The following is a 16,807-nucleotide window of genomic DNA, read 5'->3' on the forward strand; positions in this document are numbered from 1 at the left end:
CGCCGGTTTACTCTTCGCGACTGATACCAAAGTGTTTGTAAGCATGCTGCGTGGCCATCCGGCCACGCGGCGTGCGTTGAATGAATCCTTGCTGGATCAGGAAGGGTTCAATCACATCCTCAATAGTTTCCCGCTCTTCGCCAATCGCCGCTGCCAGGTTATCTAAGCCAACCGGACCACCCGAGAACTTATCGATAATCGCCAGCAGCAGTTTGCGGTCCATATAATCAAAACCCTGACTGTCGACGTTAAGCATATCTAGCGCGCTGGCTGATACTTCGCCGCTCAGATTGCCGTTGGCGCGCACTTCCGCAAAGTCACGCACGCGGCGCAGCAGGCGGTTAGCGATACGCGGCGTTCCGCGTGCACGACGCGCTATCTCCAGCGCGCCCTCTTCGCTCAGCGCCAGGCCAAGACAGGCCGCGCTACGACCCACGATATGCTGCAGATCGGGCACGTTATAGAACTCAAGGCGCTGCACGATGCCGAAACGGTCGCGCAGCGGCGAAGTTAAAGAACCGGCGCGCGTCGTGGCACCAATCAGGGTAAACGGCGGCAGATCGAGCTTAATCGAACGCGCTGCCGGACCTTCACCAATCATGATATCCAGCTGATAATCTTCCATCGCTGGATACAGCACTTCTTCCACCACTGGCGACAGTCGATGGATCTCATCAATAAACAGCACATCATGCGGTTCGAGGTTAGTGAGCATCGCCGCCAGATCGCCGGCTTTTTCCAGCACCGGGCCGGACGTGGTGCGCAGATTGACACCCATTTCGTTAGCGACGATGTTAGCCAGCGTGGTTTTACCCAGTCCCGGCGGGCCGAAAATCAGCAGATGATCGAGTGCATCGCCACGCAGTTTCGCAGCCTGGATGAAAATCTCCATTTGCTCGCGCACCTGCGGCTGGCCAACATATTCCGTGAGCAGCTTGGGACGAATGGCACGGTCGAGCGTTTCTTCTTCATTAAAGGAACTGCCCGAGACCAGACGATCGGCTTCAATCATGCTTTACCTCAAATAGCTGCGCGCAGGGCTTCACGAATCAGGGTTTCGCAATCCGCATCCGGTTTACCGACTTTGCTGATCATACGGCTGGCTTCCTGCGGTTTATAGCCCAGAGCCACCAGCGCTGAAACCGCTTCGGCTTCAGCATCGTTATTGTCTTGTGCAGCGGATGGCGTGGTCAACGTAAAGGTTGAATCACCACCAAACAGATCGCCGTGCATGCCGATAAAGCGGTCTTTCATCTCCACAATCAAACGCTCGGCGGTTTTTTTACCCACGCCCGGCAGTTTGATCAGCGAGGCAATCTCTTGTCGCTCAACGGCGGTCACGAACTGCTGGGCTGACATGCCAGACAGAATTGCCAGCGCCAGTTTTGGCCCAACGCCATTCACCTTCACCAGCTCGCGGAACAGCGTGCGTTCCTGCTTGTTATTGAAACCGAACAGCAGTTGCGCATCTTCGCGTACCACAAACTGCGTAAAGATAATCGCTTCCTGATTGATCTCCGGCAGCTCGTAAAAGCAGGTCATTGGCATGTGCACTTCATAACCGACACCGTGCGCCTCAATCAACACCAGCGGCGGCTGTTTTTCCAGAATGTTGCCTCGTAAACGACCAATCACCTGAGCAATTCCTTAATCTGATAAGTAAGCCTGTTTATATACCATAAAAAAGGCTGGATGAATATCCAGCCTCATACTGCGTTTCGTTTCCGCTAACCCGATCGCATACGTCCGCGCGTCATCACCAGTTTCGTATCGCTGATACGCGCCGCGTTTTGGCTCATATGGCAATGCGTAATGGCGATGGCCAGCGCATCGGCGGCATCCGCCTGCGGATTGGCTGGCAGTTTTAGCAAGGTTCGTACCATATGCTGCACCTGACTTTTCTCTGCGCCGCCGGTACCGGTAACGGTTTGCTTCACCTGGCGCGCCGCATATTCAAACACCGGCAAATCATGATTCACCGCCGCGACAATCGCCGCACCGCGCGCCTGGCCCAGCTTCAGCGCTGAGTCCGCATTCTTGGCCATAAATACCTGCTCGATGGCGAAATAGTCGGGTGAGAACTGGGTGATAATTTCGCTGACGCCCGCGTAGATCAGTTTGAGGCGCGTCGGCAGATCGGTGACGCTGGTGCGGATACAGCCGCTGCCCAAATAGGTAAGCTGGCGGCCGGTTTGGCGAATAACACCGTAACCGGTGACGCGCGAGCCGGGATCGATCCCGAGAATTATCGCCACGGCGCGTCTCCGGTGAGTGGGGTTTTAAGCAACGCCATTACAGCGTTTCTGCGATCTCATCAGAGATTTCACCGTTATGGTAAACTTCCTGCACGTCGTCACAGTCTTCCAGCATGTCGATCAGGCGCAGCAGTTTCGGCGCGGTTTCGGCATCCATTTCGGCTTTAGTGGAAGGGATCATCGAGACTTCAGCCGAGTCGGCTTTCAGACCGCCCGCTTCCAGCGCATCACGCACCGCACCCATCTCTTCCCACGCGGTAAAGACATCAATCGCGCCGTCGTCATAGGCCACAACGTCTTCTGCACCTGCTTCCAGCGCCGCTTCCATCACCGCATCTTCGTCCTGACCTGGCGCGAAGGAGATTACGCCCTTCTTGCTGAACAGGTAAGAAACCGAACCGTCGGTACCGAGGTTGCCGCCGGTTTTGGTGAAGGCATGACGCACTTCGCCCACGGTACGGTTGCGGTTGTCGCTCAGGCACTCAATCATCACTGCTGAGCCGCCCGGGCCGTAACCTTCATAAATGATGGTTTCCATGTTGGAATCATCTTCACCGCCCACGCCGCGTGCGATGGCACGGTTCATGGTGTCGCGCGTCATGTTGTTAGACAGCGCTTTGTCCATCGCTGCGCGCAGACGTGGATTAGAACCCGCATCGCCACCGCCCAGTTTCGCGGCGGTGACCAGCTCACGAATGATTTTGGTGAAGATTTTACCGCGCTTAGCGTCCTGAGCAGCTTTACGATGCTTAGTATTCGCCCATTTACTGTGTCCAGCCATCTTACATATTCTCCGATCTTTTACTGGGTGCAGGCTATCTTACTTGCGATCTTGTCCCCCGGCAGTGCTCGCAATCCTCACGTACATAAGTACGCTCCGGTTGCTGTGCGCTGGCGGTGAACAACCTCGCGGCGCCGATTACGCCTGACTGTTCGATATTGTTCGGTGCGTTCATTGAAAACTCACCAGATTCATAAAACTTAATGCATTCGCCACCGGAAAAACGCGCGGCGGCAAGCATTCAGATAAATTCTTCAATCGCCTGGCGGTTACTCCAGGACTTGGTGAGGGCAGCAGCAGCGGCGGGTTCGAGCCAGCGCGCGGCGAGATGCTCGGTGAGCAGCAGGTCGCGTTCTGCGGGTATAGCCAACCTGAACCAGTGTTCGCGATTGTGCGTGGTGCCCGGTGCGTAACGATGACGATAGTGCGGGAAGATCTCAAACTCGATTTGCTTGTGGCAATCGTCCAGCACTAGCTTTTCGTGCGCAATATCGATGGCGAGTTCTTCTAACACTTCGCGCTGAGCTGCCTGGCGCGGGGTTTCGCCCGCTTCCAGGCTGCCAGTGACCGATTGCCAGAAGCTGTCGTCATCACGTCGCTGCAGCATTAACACCCGGCCGGTATCGCGGGCAAAAATCACCACCAGCACCGAAACCGGATGTTTAAAGCCCATTATTTGTTCTCTGTTTTTTCTTTCTTCGGTGCCACCAAAATGCCGAGGTCCAGCAACGCAGCGGGATTCGCTTCGCTTGGGGCTTCGGTCATCATGCATGCGGCGGCGGTCGTTTTCGGGAACGCGATCACATCACGGATGTTATCGGTGCCGGTCAACAGCATGGTCAGACGATCCAGGCCGAACGCCAGGCCGGCGTGCGGCGGCGTACCGTATTTCAGTGCGTCGAGCAGGAAGCCAAACTTCTCACGCTGCTCTTCTTCGGTAATGCCGAGGATGCTGAATACCGTCTGCTGCATTTTACCATTATGAATACGTACGGAACCGCCACCCACTTCGTAGCCGTTAATCACCATATCGTAGGCATTCGCTACCGCTAGTACCGGATCGGTTGCCAGCTGTTCCGCGCTCAAGTCTTTCGGCGACGTGAACGGATGGTGCATCGCTGCCAGGCCGCCCTCTTCATCTTCCTCAAACATTGGGAAGTCGATCACCCACAGCGGCGCCCAGGCTTTGTCATCAGTAATCTGCAGATCGCGACCCACTTTCAGACGCAGCGCACCCAGCGCATCCGCCACCACTTTGGCGCGGTCCGCACCGAAGAAGATCAGGTCGCCATCTTGGGCGCCAGTACGGTTGAGAATGTCTTCAACGATTTCTGCGCTGAGGAACTTGGCAACCGGGCTCTGTACGCCTTCGAAGCCTTTCGCGCGTTCGTTGATCTTCATCCACGCCAAACCTTTGGCGCCATAGATTTTGACAAATTCGCCATACTCATCAATTTGCTTACGCGTCAGCGCTGCACCGCCCGGTACGCGCAGGGCAGCCACGCGGCCTTTGGCATCATTGGCTGGGCCAGCAAACACCTGGAATTCTACGTTTTTCAGCAGATCGGCAACGTCGACCAGCTCCATTGGGTTACGCAGGTCTGGCTTATCTGAGCCGTAACGGTTCATCGCTTCCGCAAAAGTCATCTGCGGGAAGTCACCGAGATCCACGCCTTTGATATCGATCCACAGTTCACGAATCAGACGTTCCATCTTTTCACGCACCTGCTCTGCGGTCATGAAAGAGGTCTCCACGTCGATCTGGGTGAATTCTGGCTGACGATCGGCACGCAGATCTTCGTCACGGAAACACTTAACGATCTGATAGTAGCGGTCAAAACCCGACATCATCAGCAGCTGTTTGAACAGCTGTGGCGACTGCGGCAGCGCGTAGAACTTGCCTTTATGCACGCGGCTTGGCACCAGATAGTCACGCGCGCCTTCAGGCGTGGCTTTGGTCAGCATCGGCGTTTCGATATCGAGGAAACCCTGGTCGTCCATAAAGCGACGCACGAAGCTGGTAATTTTAGCGCGGGTTTTCAAACGCTGCGCCATTTCCGGACGACGCAGGTCCAGGTAACGATAGGTCAGGCGCGCTTCTTCGCTGTTGACCTGGTTAGAGTCCAGCGGCAGCGGTTCAGCGCGGTTGATGATATTCAGCTCGTGGGCAAACACTTCCACTTCGCCGGTCGCCATATCGCTGTTTTTGTTCTTTTCGTCACGTGCACGCACGGTGCCGGTGATCTGGATACAGAATTCGTTACGCAGCTCAGATGCCAGCTGGAAAGCGTCCTGACGATCGGCATCAAAGAACACCTGCGCGATACCTTCACGGTCACGCATATCGATAAAAATCAGGCTACCCAGATCGCGACGGCGATTTACCCAGCCGCAGAGAGTGACTTGCTGACCCACGTGAGACAGATTGAGCTGTCCGCAATATTCTGTACGCATAACGTATCCTTTTAACTTCGCCGCTGCTGCCAGACAGCATCAGGCCGCGTAACCTTCTGAGATGCTGTCGCAAAAAAGGCGGCTATTATAATGGAAAAACCCAGGCAGGATAAGTGGAGCCCGATCAAAGCGGACAAAACATTATGCTTTATCGCGCTGTTTTTCCTGCCGACATCAAAACAGGTTACATTAAGCCGCCCTTTCCCGCCCTAAAGGATTCAGGAGTTCGCGTTGACACTTCGTCTTGGATTACCGCAATGGCAGCACCCGCAATGGAAACAGTTCGGTATTGAGACCTTAGCCGACTACGCGCAGCTGTTTGGTTGTGTGGAAGGCAATACCACATTGTATGCGCTGCCAAAGCCGGAAGTGGTGCTGCGCTGGCGCGACATGACGCACGACGATTTCCGTTTCTGCTTCAAGTTTCCCGAAAGCATCAGCCATAAAGCGGCGCTGCGCGACTGTGATGGGTTGCTGAATGAGTTTTTCCGCCTGTTCGATCCGCTCAGCACGCGCATCGGTCAATAATGGCTGCAGCTGCCGGCGGCGTTTTCACCGGCTCAGCTCGGCGATTTGTGGTCTTTTCTCGATAGTTTGCCGCGCAATTTCCGCTATGGCGTCGAGGTGCGGCATCAGGCATTTTTCGCCAAAGGAGATGCTGAACGCGCGCTGAATCGCGGTTTGCTGGAGCGTCAAATTAATCGGGTGATGCTGGATAGTCGTCCGGTGCATGCCTCCACCTCACAGTCGGCCGCAGCGGTGCACGCCCGATCGCAAAAGCCGCGTGTACCGCTGCATGTGGTGCGTACCGGTGCGCAACCGATGGTGCGTTTCATTGGCAGTGATAGCGTGGCGGAGAGCGTGCCGCTGTTTCAGCCATGGCACAGCAAGCTGCAAGCGTGGCAGCGTGATAGCGATCCGCTGCTGTTTATCCATACGCCGGATATGGGCGAGGTGTTTCCGCTGCTTCAGGCGTTGTGGCCACAGTTGCAGCAGCTGGAACCAACCTTACGCGATCTGCCCGACTGGCCGCAGCAATCGAGCCTGTTCTAGACGCAACGCAAAGGGTGCAGCCTGCCCGCGTTTCTGCCAAAATAGCGCCCTTTCCGTTTTCTCTCCGGACCTTTTCATTATGTCTGATCGCGATACGCTATTTTCCGCGCCCATCGATAAGCTGGGCGACTGGACCTTTGACGAGCGCGTAGCTGAAGTTTTTCCCGATATGATTCAGCGCTCGGTGCCGGGTTATTCCAACATCATTTCGATGATTGGCATGCTGGCGGAACGCTTCGTTCAGCCGAATAGCCAGGTTTACGATCTCGGCTGTTCACTGGGTGCCGCCACGCTGTCGGTGCGCCGCAATATTCATGTGCCGGGCTGCCAGATTATTGCCGTGGATAATTCACCGGCGATGGTGGAGCGCTGCCGTCGCCATATCGACGCCTTCCGCGCGGATACGCCGGTGCAGGTGATCGAAGCAGATATTCAGGACATCCACATTGAGAACGCCTCATTGGTGGTGCTGAACTTTACCCTGCAATTCCTTGAGCCACCGGCACGCCTCGAACTGCTGAAGAAGATTGTTGACGGATTAAATCCGGGCGGCGCGCTGGTGTTGTCGGAGAAGTTCAGTTTTGAAGATGCCGATGTCGGCGACTTGCTGTTTAACATGCATCACGATTTCAAACGCGCTAACGGTTACAGCGAGCTGGAGATCAGCCAGAAACGCAGCATGCTGGAGAACGTGATGCTGACCGATAGCGTTGAAGCGCACAAAGCGCGCCTGAAAACCGCCGGTTTCAAACATGCGGAGTTGTGGTTCCAGTGCTTTAACTTTGGTTCGTTGGTGGCGTTGAAATGATTGAGTTTGGCCGTTTTTATCAGCAGATTGCCACCGGCCCGCTCGCCAGTTGGCTGGAAGTGTTACCGGCGCAAGTCGCCGCCTGGCAGCGTGAAAATTTGCACGGTAAGTTCCGCGACTGGGAGAAGTCAGTTGATTATCTGCCGCTGCTGACGCCGCAGAAGCTGGATTTGTTGCATAGCGTGAGCGCCGATGTTGAGGATCTGACCAATCGTCAGCGTCTGGGCATTGAGAATCTGTTACGCAATTTGATGCCGTGGCGCAAAGGTCCTTATTCGCTGTACGGTACCGAGATCGATACCGAATGGCGTTCCGACTGGAAATGGGATCGCGTGTTGCCGCACATTTCGCCGTTGCAGCATCGCACGGTGCTGGATGTCGGCTGCGGTAGCGGCTATCACATGTGGCGCATGATTGGCGCGGGCGCGAAGCTGGTGGTCGGCATCGATCCAATGCAGCTGTTTTTGTGTCAGTTCGAAGCGGTGCGTAAGCTGTTGGGTGACGATCGTCGGGCGCATTTGCTGCCGCTGGGCATTGAGCAACTGCCGGCGTTACAAGCGTTTGATACCGTGTTTTCCATGGGCGTGCTTTATCACCGCCGTTCGCCGCTCGACCACTTGATGCAGCTGAAAAATCAGTTAGTCAGTGACGGCGAGCTGGTGCTGGAGACGCTGGTGATTGAAGGTGATGAAAACGCGGTGTTGGTGCCGGGTGAGCGTTACGCGCAGATGCGTAACGTCTACTTTATCCCTTCTGCCGCAGCGCTCAAGAGCTGGCTGGAGAAGTGCGGATTTGTCGATGTGCGCATCGCGGATTACGCGGTGACGTCCGTGGAAGAGCAGCGTCGCACCAGCTGGATGACCAGCGAGTCGCTGGCTGAGTTTCTTGATCCTAACGACAGCACCAAAACCGTGGAAGGTTATCCCGCCCCGCTGCGCGCCGTGCTAGTCGCGCGCAAGCCGTAATGTTTAACGCCGCGATAGCGCCAGCTTCGCGGCGAAGCCAATAAACACGCAGCCCGTCAGGCGATCCATCACTTTCAGCACCGCTGGGCGACGCAGATGCGCCGCAAAGTATTGGCTGCTGCCAATTAGCACCGCATTCCACACCAAACCAATCACCATGTGCGTGAGCGCCATCAGCGTACACCACAGCGGCACCGACGCGCCCGCCGGAATAAACTGCGGCAGAAAGGTAACGTAGAATACGCCGACTTTAGGATTTAACAGGTTACCAAAGAGTCCGCGCGTGAAGCAGGCAACATAACTTTGCTCTTTACTCTGCGCGTGCTGCCCTTCTTCCGCTTGGGTGCGTGGGTTGATGAGTAATTTGACACCGAGATAGAGCAGATAGGCCGCACCGATCCATTTCAGCAGGTTATACGCCATTTCCGAGGCCAGCAGCAGCGCGCCCAAGCCTAAACCCACCGCAACGCCCCACACCAGACAACCCAGCGTAACGCCAAATGCCGTAGCCCAGGCACGTTTCCAGCCTTGCGCGGCGGCGGAACGCAACACTAATGCAGTATCAAAACCGGGCGTGAGTGTGAGGATGGTGATGGCGAAGAGGAAAGATAAAATTAGTGTCATGCGATGTTCTCAATTGCTCCGGTGCGTTTCAGGCTGAAAACAAGGGCCGCTGCGTAAAGGCGTCGTGGACACTTCCCTGTGGACTCTGCCGCCGCATCCATGCGGCGGAAGCTTTACTTCGCGGCCCTTGTTTCCAGCCTTTATGTGGGTTTTGTGGGTTTTGTGGGTTTTGTTCGTTTTGCTTTAATCTTGTGCGGCGGTTTCGTTGGGTGCGTTCCAGTATTGGTATTTATAAGCGGAGCTGAGATGGCGTTCAATGGTGCCTTTGGCGAACACTTCGGTTTCATGCAGATAACTGAGCGTGCAGTTGCCCACTTCATCCCACAGCTGACACTCATCCACCGAGCGCAGCGTGCTGACTGGCGTGGTCGCGGTGCTGTTCAAACGCAGTTCCCGCCACTGGTTATCATAGCTATAAGTATCTTTGCTGCGCGCGCTGGTGGATAGGGTTACCAATCCTTGTGGATTCCAGCGCCAGCTGCTTTCGCCGTTGGTCATATTATCGCTGCCGCGCGCCACGCTTTTTTCCACTCTGAACTGTTTGTCATAGCGATAAGTGGTATCGGTAAAGCCATCTTTGCCCATGCTGGTGAATTTATCGGATGAGCTGATGATGTTGCCATGCTGGCCGATTTGCCAGCTGATGGTGCCCTGGCGGTTGTCGACCACTTCCTCTTGCCCAGCTTTGATCACTTTAACCATGTAGGCATATTCCGCCACCCAGCCGCGTTGAACGCGGGCGATATGCTGTTCCATCGTCAATAGAACATTGCCTTCATTTTTGTCGTAGGAGATATCGGCCACCATCAAATCGCCGCACTGATCAAACTGGCCGAGTACGCGCTTTTGCGAGTTCACATCTTTGCCAAATTCGCCCGCCACCACCTGACGCACCGCGCCTTTGGCATCGCCGCCCAGCATGATCCAGTTGTTGCTGCTGGTGATGTTTTTGCTCATCGGCGGACACGCGGTGCTGACCGCCAGCGCGACGCCGCAGTACGGGAGTAGCAGCATTAAAACGGTATAAGGGATGGATTTCATGAAGGTTATCCGTACGAAGCCATAGAGTAATCAAAGCATCATTTACGCGATCACGCTATCTCCGCGGGAATTGCAGATAAAAAGAACCCCAGTTAGAAGAACTGGGGTTGGTACTTGCAAACATCACGTCATTTGAGCTGGCGTGCTGCGCGGCAAAATCGGGGTGAATTCAGGCTACCCGGACGGCGCTCAACTGCGTCATGCTTTTCATGGCTTCAACCACATCACCATCAACGCAATAGCGACTGAATTCATCGGTTTCCGCTTCGGAGCACATGGAAACACCGGCTTTACGGTAGCGCATCGGCGAAGCGACTAAACGGCTGGCGGAGCTGTGGACTTCCTGCAATCCACTGTCGATGAACTTCTGGATGTTGCTCAAACGTACGCCCGCACCGGCCATAATAATTGGACCTGTGCTGTATTCATTTAGTTCCCTTAATAATGCAATTCCTGCTTCGGCACTCTGCTGCTGACCAGACGTCAGGATCCGCGCGATGCCTAAATCAGCCAGCACCTCAAGTGAGCGTTTCGGGCTGTGGCATAAATCAAAGGCGCGATGGAAGGTGACGTCCATGCCGTCACACAGCTTCATAATCTGCTGCATACGAGCAATATCGACATGCGCATCTTCATCCAGCATGCCAATCACTAAGCCGGGAAAACCGAGTTCACGCATTAGCGCAACGTCCGATTTCATCGACTCAAACTCAAAGTGGGTGTAGCAAAAATCGCCGCCGCGCGGACGGACGATAGGATGTACCGGGATCGAAATTTCACGTCGTGCCGCTTCCAGCACGCCGGCTGAAGGCGTCAACCCACCTTCGCGCGGTGCACTGCACAGCTCCACGCGATCGGCACCGGACAGCTGCGCAGTCATTGCGCAGTCGATGCCGTAGCAACAAATTTCCAGTTTCGTCATACCATGCTCCTTCTCATGACTTCTGGCTCGGGATGAATGCTTCCGTTAGTCTACTTAATTGGACAGTTTACGTGGAACTCGCACTATGGCATTCGATTTTAATCAATGGATAGACCGTCGTCACAGCGATAGTTTGAAATGGCACAAATATGGTGAGCGCGATGTGCTGCCGCTCTGGGTCGCAGACAGCGATTTTCGTTCGCCGCCGAGTGTGATTGAGGCCATTAAACAGCGCGCTGAGCACGGTGTATTTGGCTATGGCTCAGCGCCAACCGGATTGATTGATATCACCCTTTCGCGTTTAGCGCAGCGCTACAACTGGCAGATTGAGCCGGACTGGATTGTGTTATTGCCCGGCGTGGTGTGCGGTTTGAATCTTTCGGTCCGCGCATTCACGGAGTCTGGCGAATCCACCGTTTCCCCGACGCCAATCTATCCGCCGTTTCGCGGTGCAGCAAAGCTGGCCGACCGCGCACAGGTAAATTTACCGCTGCGTTTACAAGACGATCGCTGGGTGATGAATCTGGATAATAGCGCGATGCAGGGCAATGAACGCCTGCTGATGCTGTGTAATCCGCAGAATCCGGGCGGCACGGTTTATCGTCGTGACGAGCTGGAAGCGCAGCTGGCGTTTGCGCAGCAGCATGATTTGATCGTCTGCTCCGATGAAATCCACTGCGATTTATTGCTGTCACCCGGCGCACAGCACATTCCCTTTGCGGCGTTAAGTGAAGATGCCGCACAGCGGAGCATCACGCTGCTGTCGCCGTCGAAAACCTTCAATATTGCCGGATTGGGCGCGTCGCTGGCGATCATTCCCAATCCGGAGTTGCGTGCGCGGTTCAAACGCGTACGTGAAGGCATCGTGCCTGGCGTGGATATTCTGGCGTTGGTAGCTGCCGAAGCGGCGTGGCGCGATGGCGATGCATGGCTGGCAGCGCAGCTGGATTATCTGCGCGCCAATCGCGACTGGCTGGTGGCGCAGGTGAATGCACTGCCAGAATTGCAGATGGCCGCGCCGGAAGCGACCTATTTGGGATGGATCGACGCCAGCAAACTGGATGTCGCCAATCCGATGGCGTATTTCGAGCAGCACGGCCTCGGTTTTTCACCGGGCCACGATTTTGGCGATGATAATTTCGTGCGCTTCAACTTTGGCTGTACGCGCGCCACGCTAGAACAGGCGGTCACGCGTTTGCAAAAAGCGGTCGCGGCGCGGCGTTAAGCCTGCTCACTGGCGACAATCTCTTCCAGTCGCCATGGATGAAACTTAATGGTGGTTTGCCCGTCCGTCACCGCCAGCGTCGGATTGGGCAACCGCTCGTTCTCGCCTTTGGGCGCGCTGGTTTTAAACGAGATGCCCGGCTGTGTCAGCGCATCATCAGAAAGTAGCGCCATCGCCCGCATGCCCAGCGTTTCCGGTTCTCCACGCAGTACAATCTCTACATGTTCCCACCCTTCGTGGCGATACAGCTTTTCGCCTGGCCACGGCAGTTCAATCACATCAATTTGCCAGCCCGCCAGGTTCAGTGGCTGATGCAGTTTGAACAGGCAAATCGGGCGACCATTGATCATTGCCTCGGAAAACTGTGTGCCGATCTGCAATAAGCCAGATTTCCAGCGTTCTGCCGTTGCAAACTGGTGGCAGCGCACCGCGACGTGATCGGCTTCATGTTCAGCCAGGTTAATGCCTAAACGTTCAGAAAAATTCATCAGCGACTGTTCAAAACGCGCCATGTCTTGTTTTAAATCATCCAATTCCACAGGAAAGTGGGTCTCCATCTTGCCTTACCTCTAATTCAGTTCAGGTTTATTAATCAATATGAAATTTGCTAACCGTTGATTCCGTTTGACAAAATTGTCGGATTCATCCGATTTAGGCGCCAAAAAGGCTAAAAACCGCATAAATAGACCATTCATTTCAGATTTATCGCTAAATCAGGTCCAGCAGTAACTTTATGAAAGTGACCTAACTATCTGTTATTAATAACAATAGTTAATACAATGAGATAACTCTTATTTAGGTTGCAAACAATTGCAGCTTGATACCCTTTCTTATAAATTTGGGTTTCACAACTACAAGGAACGGCCTTATGTCTATGCTCATTGTTGTCGCGGTCCTGATTGCATTAATGGGATTTGCAATTTCCCGCCATTGGAAGGTGCGTGAAGACAAAAGCGTTAAAAATCCTCGTCGTCACCCGCGGCGCCGTTAATCGGCGCTGGGGGCCCGATGTTGCCTGTCATCAGATACCGAATAGCTGACTCACTTTAACATTTCACGTATACTTCCCCTCTTATTTTTCCGTCCCGCCGCGCAGTTGCGGGATGACGACATCGGCTCGCCGCCTACAGGCGGGCCTTTTCAGCATATGAAGGTAACGCGGTGAATATTCAGGCTCTTCTTTCCGACAAAGTCAGTCAGGCAATGATTGCGGCGGGTGCGCCTGCCGATTGCGAACCTCAGGTTCGCCAGTCTGCGAAGGTACAGTTCGGTGATTACCAGGCAAACGGTATGATGGCCGTAGCGAAAAAGCTCGGTCAGGCACCGCGACAACTGGCTGAGCAGGTGATTCAGCATCTGGATCTTAACGGCATCGCCAGCAAAGTCGAAATCGCCGGTCCCGGTTTTATCAATATCTTCCTCGATCGTGCATGGCTGGCGGCGCAAACCGCGCAGGCGCTGCAGCTGCCGCGTCTTGGCGTGAGTGCGGTTGCGCCACAAACTATCGTGGTGGATTACTCCGCGCCTAACGTGGCGAAGCAGATGCATGTCGGTCACGTCCGCTCCACCATCATTGGTGATGCCGCAGTGCGTACGCTGGAGTTCCTTGGCCATAACGTGATCCGCGCCAACCACGTCGGCGACTGGGGCACGCAGTTTGGTATGCTGATTGCCTATCTGGAAAAGCAGCAGAACGAACATCACGAAGAGATCGCACTGGCTGACCTGGAAGCTTTCTACCGCGAAGCCAAAGTGACCTACGATGCCGACGAAGCCTTCGCCGAGCGCGCGCGTAATTACGTGGTGAAGCTGCAGGGTGGCGACGAATATTGCCGCAGCATGTGGAAGAAGCTGGTTGATATCACCATGAGCCAGAACCAGCAGGTGTATGACCGCCTTAACGTGACGCTGACGCGCAAAGATGTGATGGGTGAAAGCCTGTACAACGACATGCTGCCGGGCATCGTCGCCGATCTGCGCGAAAAAGGCCTGGCGGTGACCAGCGAAGGCGCCACGGTGGTTTTCCTTGATGAGTTCAAAAACAAGGAAGGCGAACCGATGGGCGTGATCATTCAGAAGAAAGATGGCGGCTATCTCTACACCACCACCGACATCGCCTGCGCCAAATACCGTTTCGAAACCCTGCATGCCGATCGCGTGCTCTATTACATCGATTCCCGTCAGCACCAGCATCTGCAGCAGGCGTGGACCATCGTGCGTAAAGCCGGTTACGTGCCGGAATCGGTACCGCTTGAGCATCACGCCTTCGGCATGATGCTGGGTAAAGATGGTCGTCCATTTAAAACCCGCAGCGGCGGCACTATTCGTCTCGCCGATTTGCTGGATGAAGCGGTTGAACGCGCGCATGCGTTGGTCAGCGAAAAGAATCCAGAGATGTCCGCGCAGGAGCTGAAAGATCTGTCGGAAGTGGTCGGCATCGGCGCAGTGAAATACGCTGACCTGTCAAAAAGCCGCACCACCGATTACATCTTCGACTGGGACAACATGCTGGCCTTCGAAGGCAACACGGCGCCTTACATGCAATACGCCTACACGCGCGTGCTGTCGGTGTTCCGTAAAGCCGGCATTGATGCCGATAGCCTGAGCGGTGACATCGTGCTGACTGAAGAGCGTGAAGCGCAGTTGGCTACGCGTCTGCTGCAGTTCGAAGAAGTGATAACGCAGGTCGCGCGCGACGGTACGCCACATGTGATGTGTGCTTATCTGTACGATCTGGCCGGTCAGTTCTCTGGCTTCTACGAACACTGCCCTATTCTCTCCGCCGAGGACGAGAACATTCGTCAGAGCCGCCTGCAGCTGGCCGCGTTAACCGCGAAAACGCTGAAGCAAGGTCTGGATACGCTGGGCATTAAAACCGTCGAACGCATGTAATACCTCTGGCGGAGAGCGCCACAAACGGCTCTCCGCTTGCTTTCCCCCTTTTTTCCCCTCTGACAAAATTCTGTTCTTCAGCCCGCTCTGAATAGCGCTGCTGCCGTGCCCAATACCCGCCATTCTTCAGCCTCAATACGCTTTCTCATTTTTCCGACACAGCTCACCAAATAAACAAAACTCATACCTTCATAACCATTTTATGGCAGACAAACTCGCACGCCATCCCTAATTTGGTTATGGAAGCAAGAACACAAAAACATGCAACAAGCTGTTTTAACAGCTAAAAACTATAAAACTCACCCCCTGCAATCGGGTTAAAGTGATGCCCCCGGCCAATGTCAGGGCAGAAAAAAATCTCAACCCGATAACGTTATTAATAAAAAAATCAGAGCGTATCCTATGAGCAATCACGACATTATCGATGTAAAAGGCTGGATCGACGCCCGCCCGATCACCGGATACCAGTGGCTGACCCTCAGCCTGTGCTTCATCATCATCATGTTTGATGGCTACGACGCGGCAGCGATGGGTTTCATTGCGCCCGCGCTGATTGAAGACTGGGGCATCAGCCATGCGGAAATGGGGCCGATTCTCGGTGCCGCGATGTTTGGCGTGGCGATTGGCGCGCTGATTGCCGGTCCATGGTCCGACAAATTTGGCCGCAAACGCGTGCTGCTGCTGTCGATTGCCGTCTTCGCCTGCTTCAGCCTGATGAGCGCCTTCGCGCGCACGCCGCTGGAAATGGGTGTGTTACGTTTTCTCACCGGTCTCGGTCTCGGTGCGGTGATGCCCAACTGCGTCACGCTGGTGTCGGAATATATGCCGGAACGCCGTCGCAGCCTGATGATCACCGTGATGTACAGCGGATTTAATATCGGTTCCGGGTTGGGCGGATTCATTGCCGCCGGCATGCTGCCACACTTTGGCTGGCAAGCGGTGTTGGGTTTAGGGGGCTTGCTGCCGCTGCTGATGTTGCCGCTGCTGCTGTGGCTGCTGCCGGAATCGGCGATGTATATGGTGGTGCGCAAAGTCAGTCGCGACAAGATTGCCGCCGTGCTCAAACGTCTGGGCGGCGAATTCTCCGCTGGCACCGCCTTTGTACTCAATGCGCCAATCATCCCGAAAAAAGCGCAGGTGCTGCAGCTGTTCAGCCGCGGCTATGCAGGCGGCACGGTGGTGTTATGGCTCACCTACTTCATGGGGCTGTTTGTCATCTACCTGCTTAACGGCTGGCTGCCAACCATCCTGCGTTCTGGCGGCGTAACGCTGGAGCGTGCGGCAATTGTGGCGGGCTTATTCCAGCTGGGCGGCACCTTTGGCGGCCTGATGGTGGGTGGGCTGATGGACCGTTTCAAAGCGAAATATGTTATCGCCCTGTTCTATCTGCTGGGCAGCTTCTGCCTGGTGTCGCAGGGCATCTGGAGCTTTGGCCCGAATGTGCTGGCGCTGCTGGTGTTCTTCGCTGGCGTCTGCATCAACGGTGCGCAAACCGGATTGCAGGCCTTCTCCCCGGCCTTTTATCCCACCGAAATGCGCGCCACCGGCGTGTGCTGGATGCACGGCATTGGTCGCAGCGGCGCCATTATCAGCTCGTCGCTGGGCGGCGTGCTGCTCGGCGTGTTTCCTGGGCAAACAGCCATTTTTATCGTTTTGTCGCTCCCGGCAGTTTTGGCGGCACTTTCCATCACCCGACATCACCCTGCACAGGTGGCCCGTCAGGTTAAAGGCATCGACCTTAACGACCTGCCGTCCCTGTCGCGTACCCTCAATAATCGATGAAGTAG

The 16,807-nt window shown here is 55.2% G+C and carries 16 protein-coding genes and 1 pseudogene; 7 read left to right on the plus strand and 10 right to left on the minus strand.

Features of this window, described 5'->3' with window-relative positions:
• Positions 1–7: 7 nt before the first annotated feature.
• The 6 genes from ruvB to aspS form a co-directional block, all read right to left on the minus strand.
• On the minus strand, positions 8–1,012 hold the full coding sequence (gene ruvB, locus ACYAC5_RS11200; protein ID WP_007889560.1) for a Holliday junction branch migration DNA helicase RuvB: 1,005 nt from the start codon (positions 1,010–1,012) through the stop codon (positions 8–10).
• 8 nt (positions 1,013–1,020) lie between these two features.
• Complete coding sequence (gene ruvA / locus ACYAC5_RS11205) at positions 1,021–1,635, minus strand: Holliday junction branch migration protein RuvA (protein ID WP_007889559.1); 615 nt, start codon at positions 1,633–1,635, stop codon at positions 1,021–1,023.
• A gap of 92 nt (positions 1,636–1,727) precedes the next feature.
• Positions 1,728–2,255 carry a crossover junction endodeoxyribonuclease RuvC gene (ruvC, locus tag ACYAC5_RS11210; RefSeq protein WP_008110486.1) on the minus strand — a complete coding sequence of 176 codons (528 nt, stop codon included), beginning with the start codon at positions 2,253–2,255 and terminating at the stop codon, positions 1,728–1,730.
• A 37-nt stretch (positions 2,256–2,292) separates the two neighbouring features.
• Entirely contained in the window at positions 2,293–3,036 is a 744-nt protein-coding gene (locus ACYAC5_RS11215) for a YebC/PmpR family DNA-binding transcriptional regulator (protein WP_007889557.1), read from the minus strand.
• A 241-nt stretch (positions 3,037–3,277) separates the two neighbouring features.
• Complete coding sequence (gene nudB, locus ACYAC5_RS11220) at positions 3,278–3,709, minus strand: dihydroneopterin triphosphate diphosphatase (protein ID WP_008110490.1); 432 nt, start codon at positions 3,707–3,709, stop codon at positions 3,278–3,280.
• Positions 3,709–5,490 (minus strand): aspartate--tRNA ligase, encoded by a 1,782-nt coding sequence (gene aspS / locus ACYAC5_RS11225; RefSeq protein ID WP_192411686.1) that lies wholly within the window; start codon positions 5,488–5,490, stop codon positions 3,709–3,711. The genes nudB and aspS overlap by 1 nt, the downstream gene beginning before the upstream one ends.
• A 231-nt stretch (positions 5,491–5,721) precedes the next feature.
• On the opposite strand from aspS, the pseudogene ACYAC5_RS11230 reads away from it, so the two are divergent.
• The 3 genes and pseudogenes from ACYAC5_RS11230 to cmoB all read left to right on the plus strand — a co-directional run bounded on the left by ACYAC5_RS11230 (position 5,722) and on the right by cmoB (position 8,316).
• A pseudogene (locus ACYAC5_RS11230) lies at positions 5,722–6,543 on the plus strand (DUF72 domain-containing protein).
• Positions 6,544–6,622: 79 nt separating this feature from the next.
• Entirely contained in the window at positions 6,623–7,351 is a 729-nt protein-coding gene (gene cmoA, locus ACYAC5_RS11235) for a carboxy-S-adenosyl-L-methionine synthase CmoA (RefSeq protein WP_192411684.1), read from the plus strand.
• Entirely contained in the window at positions 7,348–8,316 is a 969-nt protein-coding gene (gene cmoB / locus ACYAC5_RS11240) for a tRNA 5-methoxyuridine(34)/uridine 5-oxyacetic acid(34) synthase CmoB (RefSeq protein WP_192411683.1), read from the plus strand. Before cmoA ends, cmoB begins: the two co-directional genes overlap by 4 nt.
• A gap of 3 nt (positions 8,317–8,319) precedes the next feature.
• Here the strand turns inward: cmoB and ACYAC5_RS11245 are convergent, their stop codons facing one another.
• The 3 genes from ACYAC5_RS11245 to cutC all read right to left on the minus strand — a co-directional run bounded on the left by ACYAC5_RS11245 (position 8,320) and on the right by cutC (position 10,903).
• Positions 8,320–8,940, minus strand: a complete 621-nt coding sequence (locus tag ACYAC5_RS11245) for a LysE family translocator (RefSeq protein WP_192234118.1) — start codon at positions 8,938–8,940, stop codon at positions 8,320–8,322.
• Positions 8,941–9,123: 183 nt separating this feature from the next.
• Positions 9,124–9,981, minus strand: a complete 858-nt coding sequence (locus ACYAC5_RS11250; RefSeq protein WP_192234120.1) for a hypothetical protein — start codon at positions 9,979–9,981, stop codon at positions 9,124–9,126.
• Between the two features lie 169 nt (positions 9,982–10,150).
• Positions 10,151–10,903, minus strand: a complete 753-nt coding sequence (gene cutC, locus ACYAC5_RS11255; protein ID WP_192411682.1) for a copper homeostasis protein CutC — start codon at positions 10,901–10,903, stop codon at positions 10,151–10,153.
• Between the two features lie 85 nt (positions 10,904–10,988).
• Here cutC and ACYAC5_RS11260 point away from each other — a divergent pair, with 85 nt between their 5' ends.
• The gene (locus ACYAC5_RS11260) at positions 10,989–12,128 is read left to right on the plus strand and encodes a MalY/PatB family protein (protein WP_462061750.1); all 1,140 of its coding nucleotides are present in this window, start codon (positions 10,989–10,991) and stop codon (positions 12,126–12,128) included.
• Here ACYAC5_RS11260 and ACYAC5_RS11265 read toward each other — a convergent pair.
• On the minus strand, positions 12,125–12,685 hold the full coding sequence (locus tag ACYAC5_RS11265) for a VOC family protein (protein WP_462061752.1): 561 nt from the start codon (positions 12,683–12,685) through the stop codon (positions 12,125–12,127). The two genes, ACYAC5_RS11260 and ACYAC5_RS11265, sit on opposite strands and share 4 nt — an antisense overlap.
• A 311-nt stretch (positions 12,686–12,996) precedes the next feature.
• Between ACYAC5_RS11265 and ACYAC5_RS11270 the strand changes: the two genes are divergently transcribed.
• The 3 genes from ACYAC5_RS11270 to ACYAC5_RS11280 all read left to right on the plus strand — a co-directional run bounded on the left by ACYAC5_RS11270 (position 12,997) and on the right by ACYAC5_RS11280 (position 16,802).
• Positions 12,997–13,119 carry a hypothetical protein gene (locus ACYAC5_RS11270; RefSeq protein ID WP_007889544.1) on the plus strand — a complete coding sequence of 41 codons (123 nt, stop codon included), beginning with the start codon at positions 12,997–12,999 and terminating at the stop codon, positions 13,117–13,119.
• Between the two features lie 170 nt (positions 13,120–13,289).
• Positions 13,290–15,020 (plus strand): arginine--tRNA ligase, encoded by a 1,731-nt coding sequence (gene argS, locus ACYAC5_RS11275; RefSeq protein WP_210080787.1) that lies wholly within the window; start codon positions 13,290–13,292, stop codon positions 15,018–15,020.
• Positions 15,021–15,422: 402 nt separating this feature from the next.
• Positions 15,423–16,802: an MFS transporter gene (locus ACYAC5_RS11280; RefSeq protein WP_110866319.1), complete on the plus strand. Its 1,380-nt coding sequence runs from the start codon at positions 15,423–15,425 to the stop codon at positions 16,800–16,802.
• Positions 16,803–16,807 lie beyond the last annotated feature (5 nt).

Source organism: Pantoea sp. y20, from assembly GCF_054903455.1.

Bases quoted from the DNA above. Each gene is read 5' to 3' on its own strand.
- ruvB (WP_007889560.1), bottom strand. From the start codon at position 1,012: ATGATTGAAGCCGATCGTCTGGTCTCGGGCAGTTCCTTTAATGAAGAA.
- ACYAC5_RS11215 (WP_007889557.1), bottom strand. From the start codon at position 3,036: ATGGCTGGACACAGTAAATGGGCGAATACTAAGCATCGTAAAGCTGCT.
- nudB (WP_008110490.1), bottom strand. From the start codon at position 3,709: ATGGGCTTTAAACATCCGGTTTCGGTGCTGGTGGTGATTTTTGCCCGC.
- aspS (WP_192411686.1), bottom strand. From the start codon at position 5,490: ATGCGTACAGAATATTGCGGACAGCTCAATCTGTCTCACGTGGGTCAG.
- cmoA (WP_192411684.1), top strand. From the start codon at position 6,623: ATGTCTGATCGCGATACGCTATTTTCCGCGCCCATCGATAAGCTGGGC.
- cmoB (WP_192411683.1), top strand. From the start codon at position 7,348: ATGATTGAGTTTGGCCGTTTTTATCAGCAGATTGCCACCGGCCCGCTC.
- ACYAC5_RS11245 (WP_192234118.1), bottom strand. From the start codon at position 8,940: ATGACACTAATTTTATCTTTCCTCTTCGCCATCACCATCCTCACACTC.
- ACYAC5_RS11250 (WP_192234120.1), bottom strand. From the start codon at position 9,981: ATGAAATCCATCCCTTATACCGTTTTAATGCTGCTACTCCCGTACTGC.
- cutC (WP_192411682.1), bottom strand. From the start codon at position 10,903: ATGACGAAACTGGAAATTTGTTGCTACGGCATCGACTGCGCAATGACT.
- ACYAC5_RS11260 (WP_462061750.1), top strand. From the start codon at position 10,989: ATGGCATTCGATTTTAATCAATGGATAGACCGTCGTCACAGCGATAGT.
- ACYAC5_RS11265 (WP_462061752.1), bottom strand. From the start codon at position 12,685: ATGGAGACCCACTTTCCTGTGGAATTGGATGATTTAAAACAAGACATG.
- ACYAC5_RS11270 (WP_007889544.1), top strand. From the start codon at position 12,997: ATGTCTATGCTCATTGTTGTCGCGGTCCTGATTGCATTAATGGGATTT.
- ACYAC5_RS11280 (WP_110866319.1), top strand. From the start codon at position 15,423: ATGAGCAATCACGACATTATCGATGTAAAAGGCTGGATCGACGCCCGC.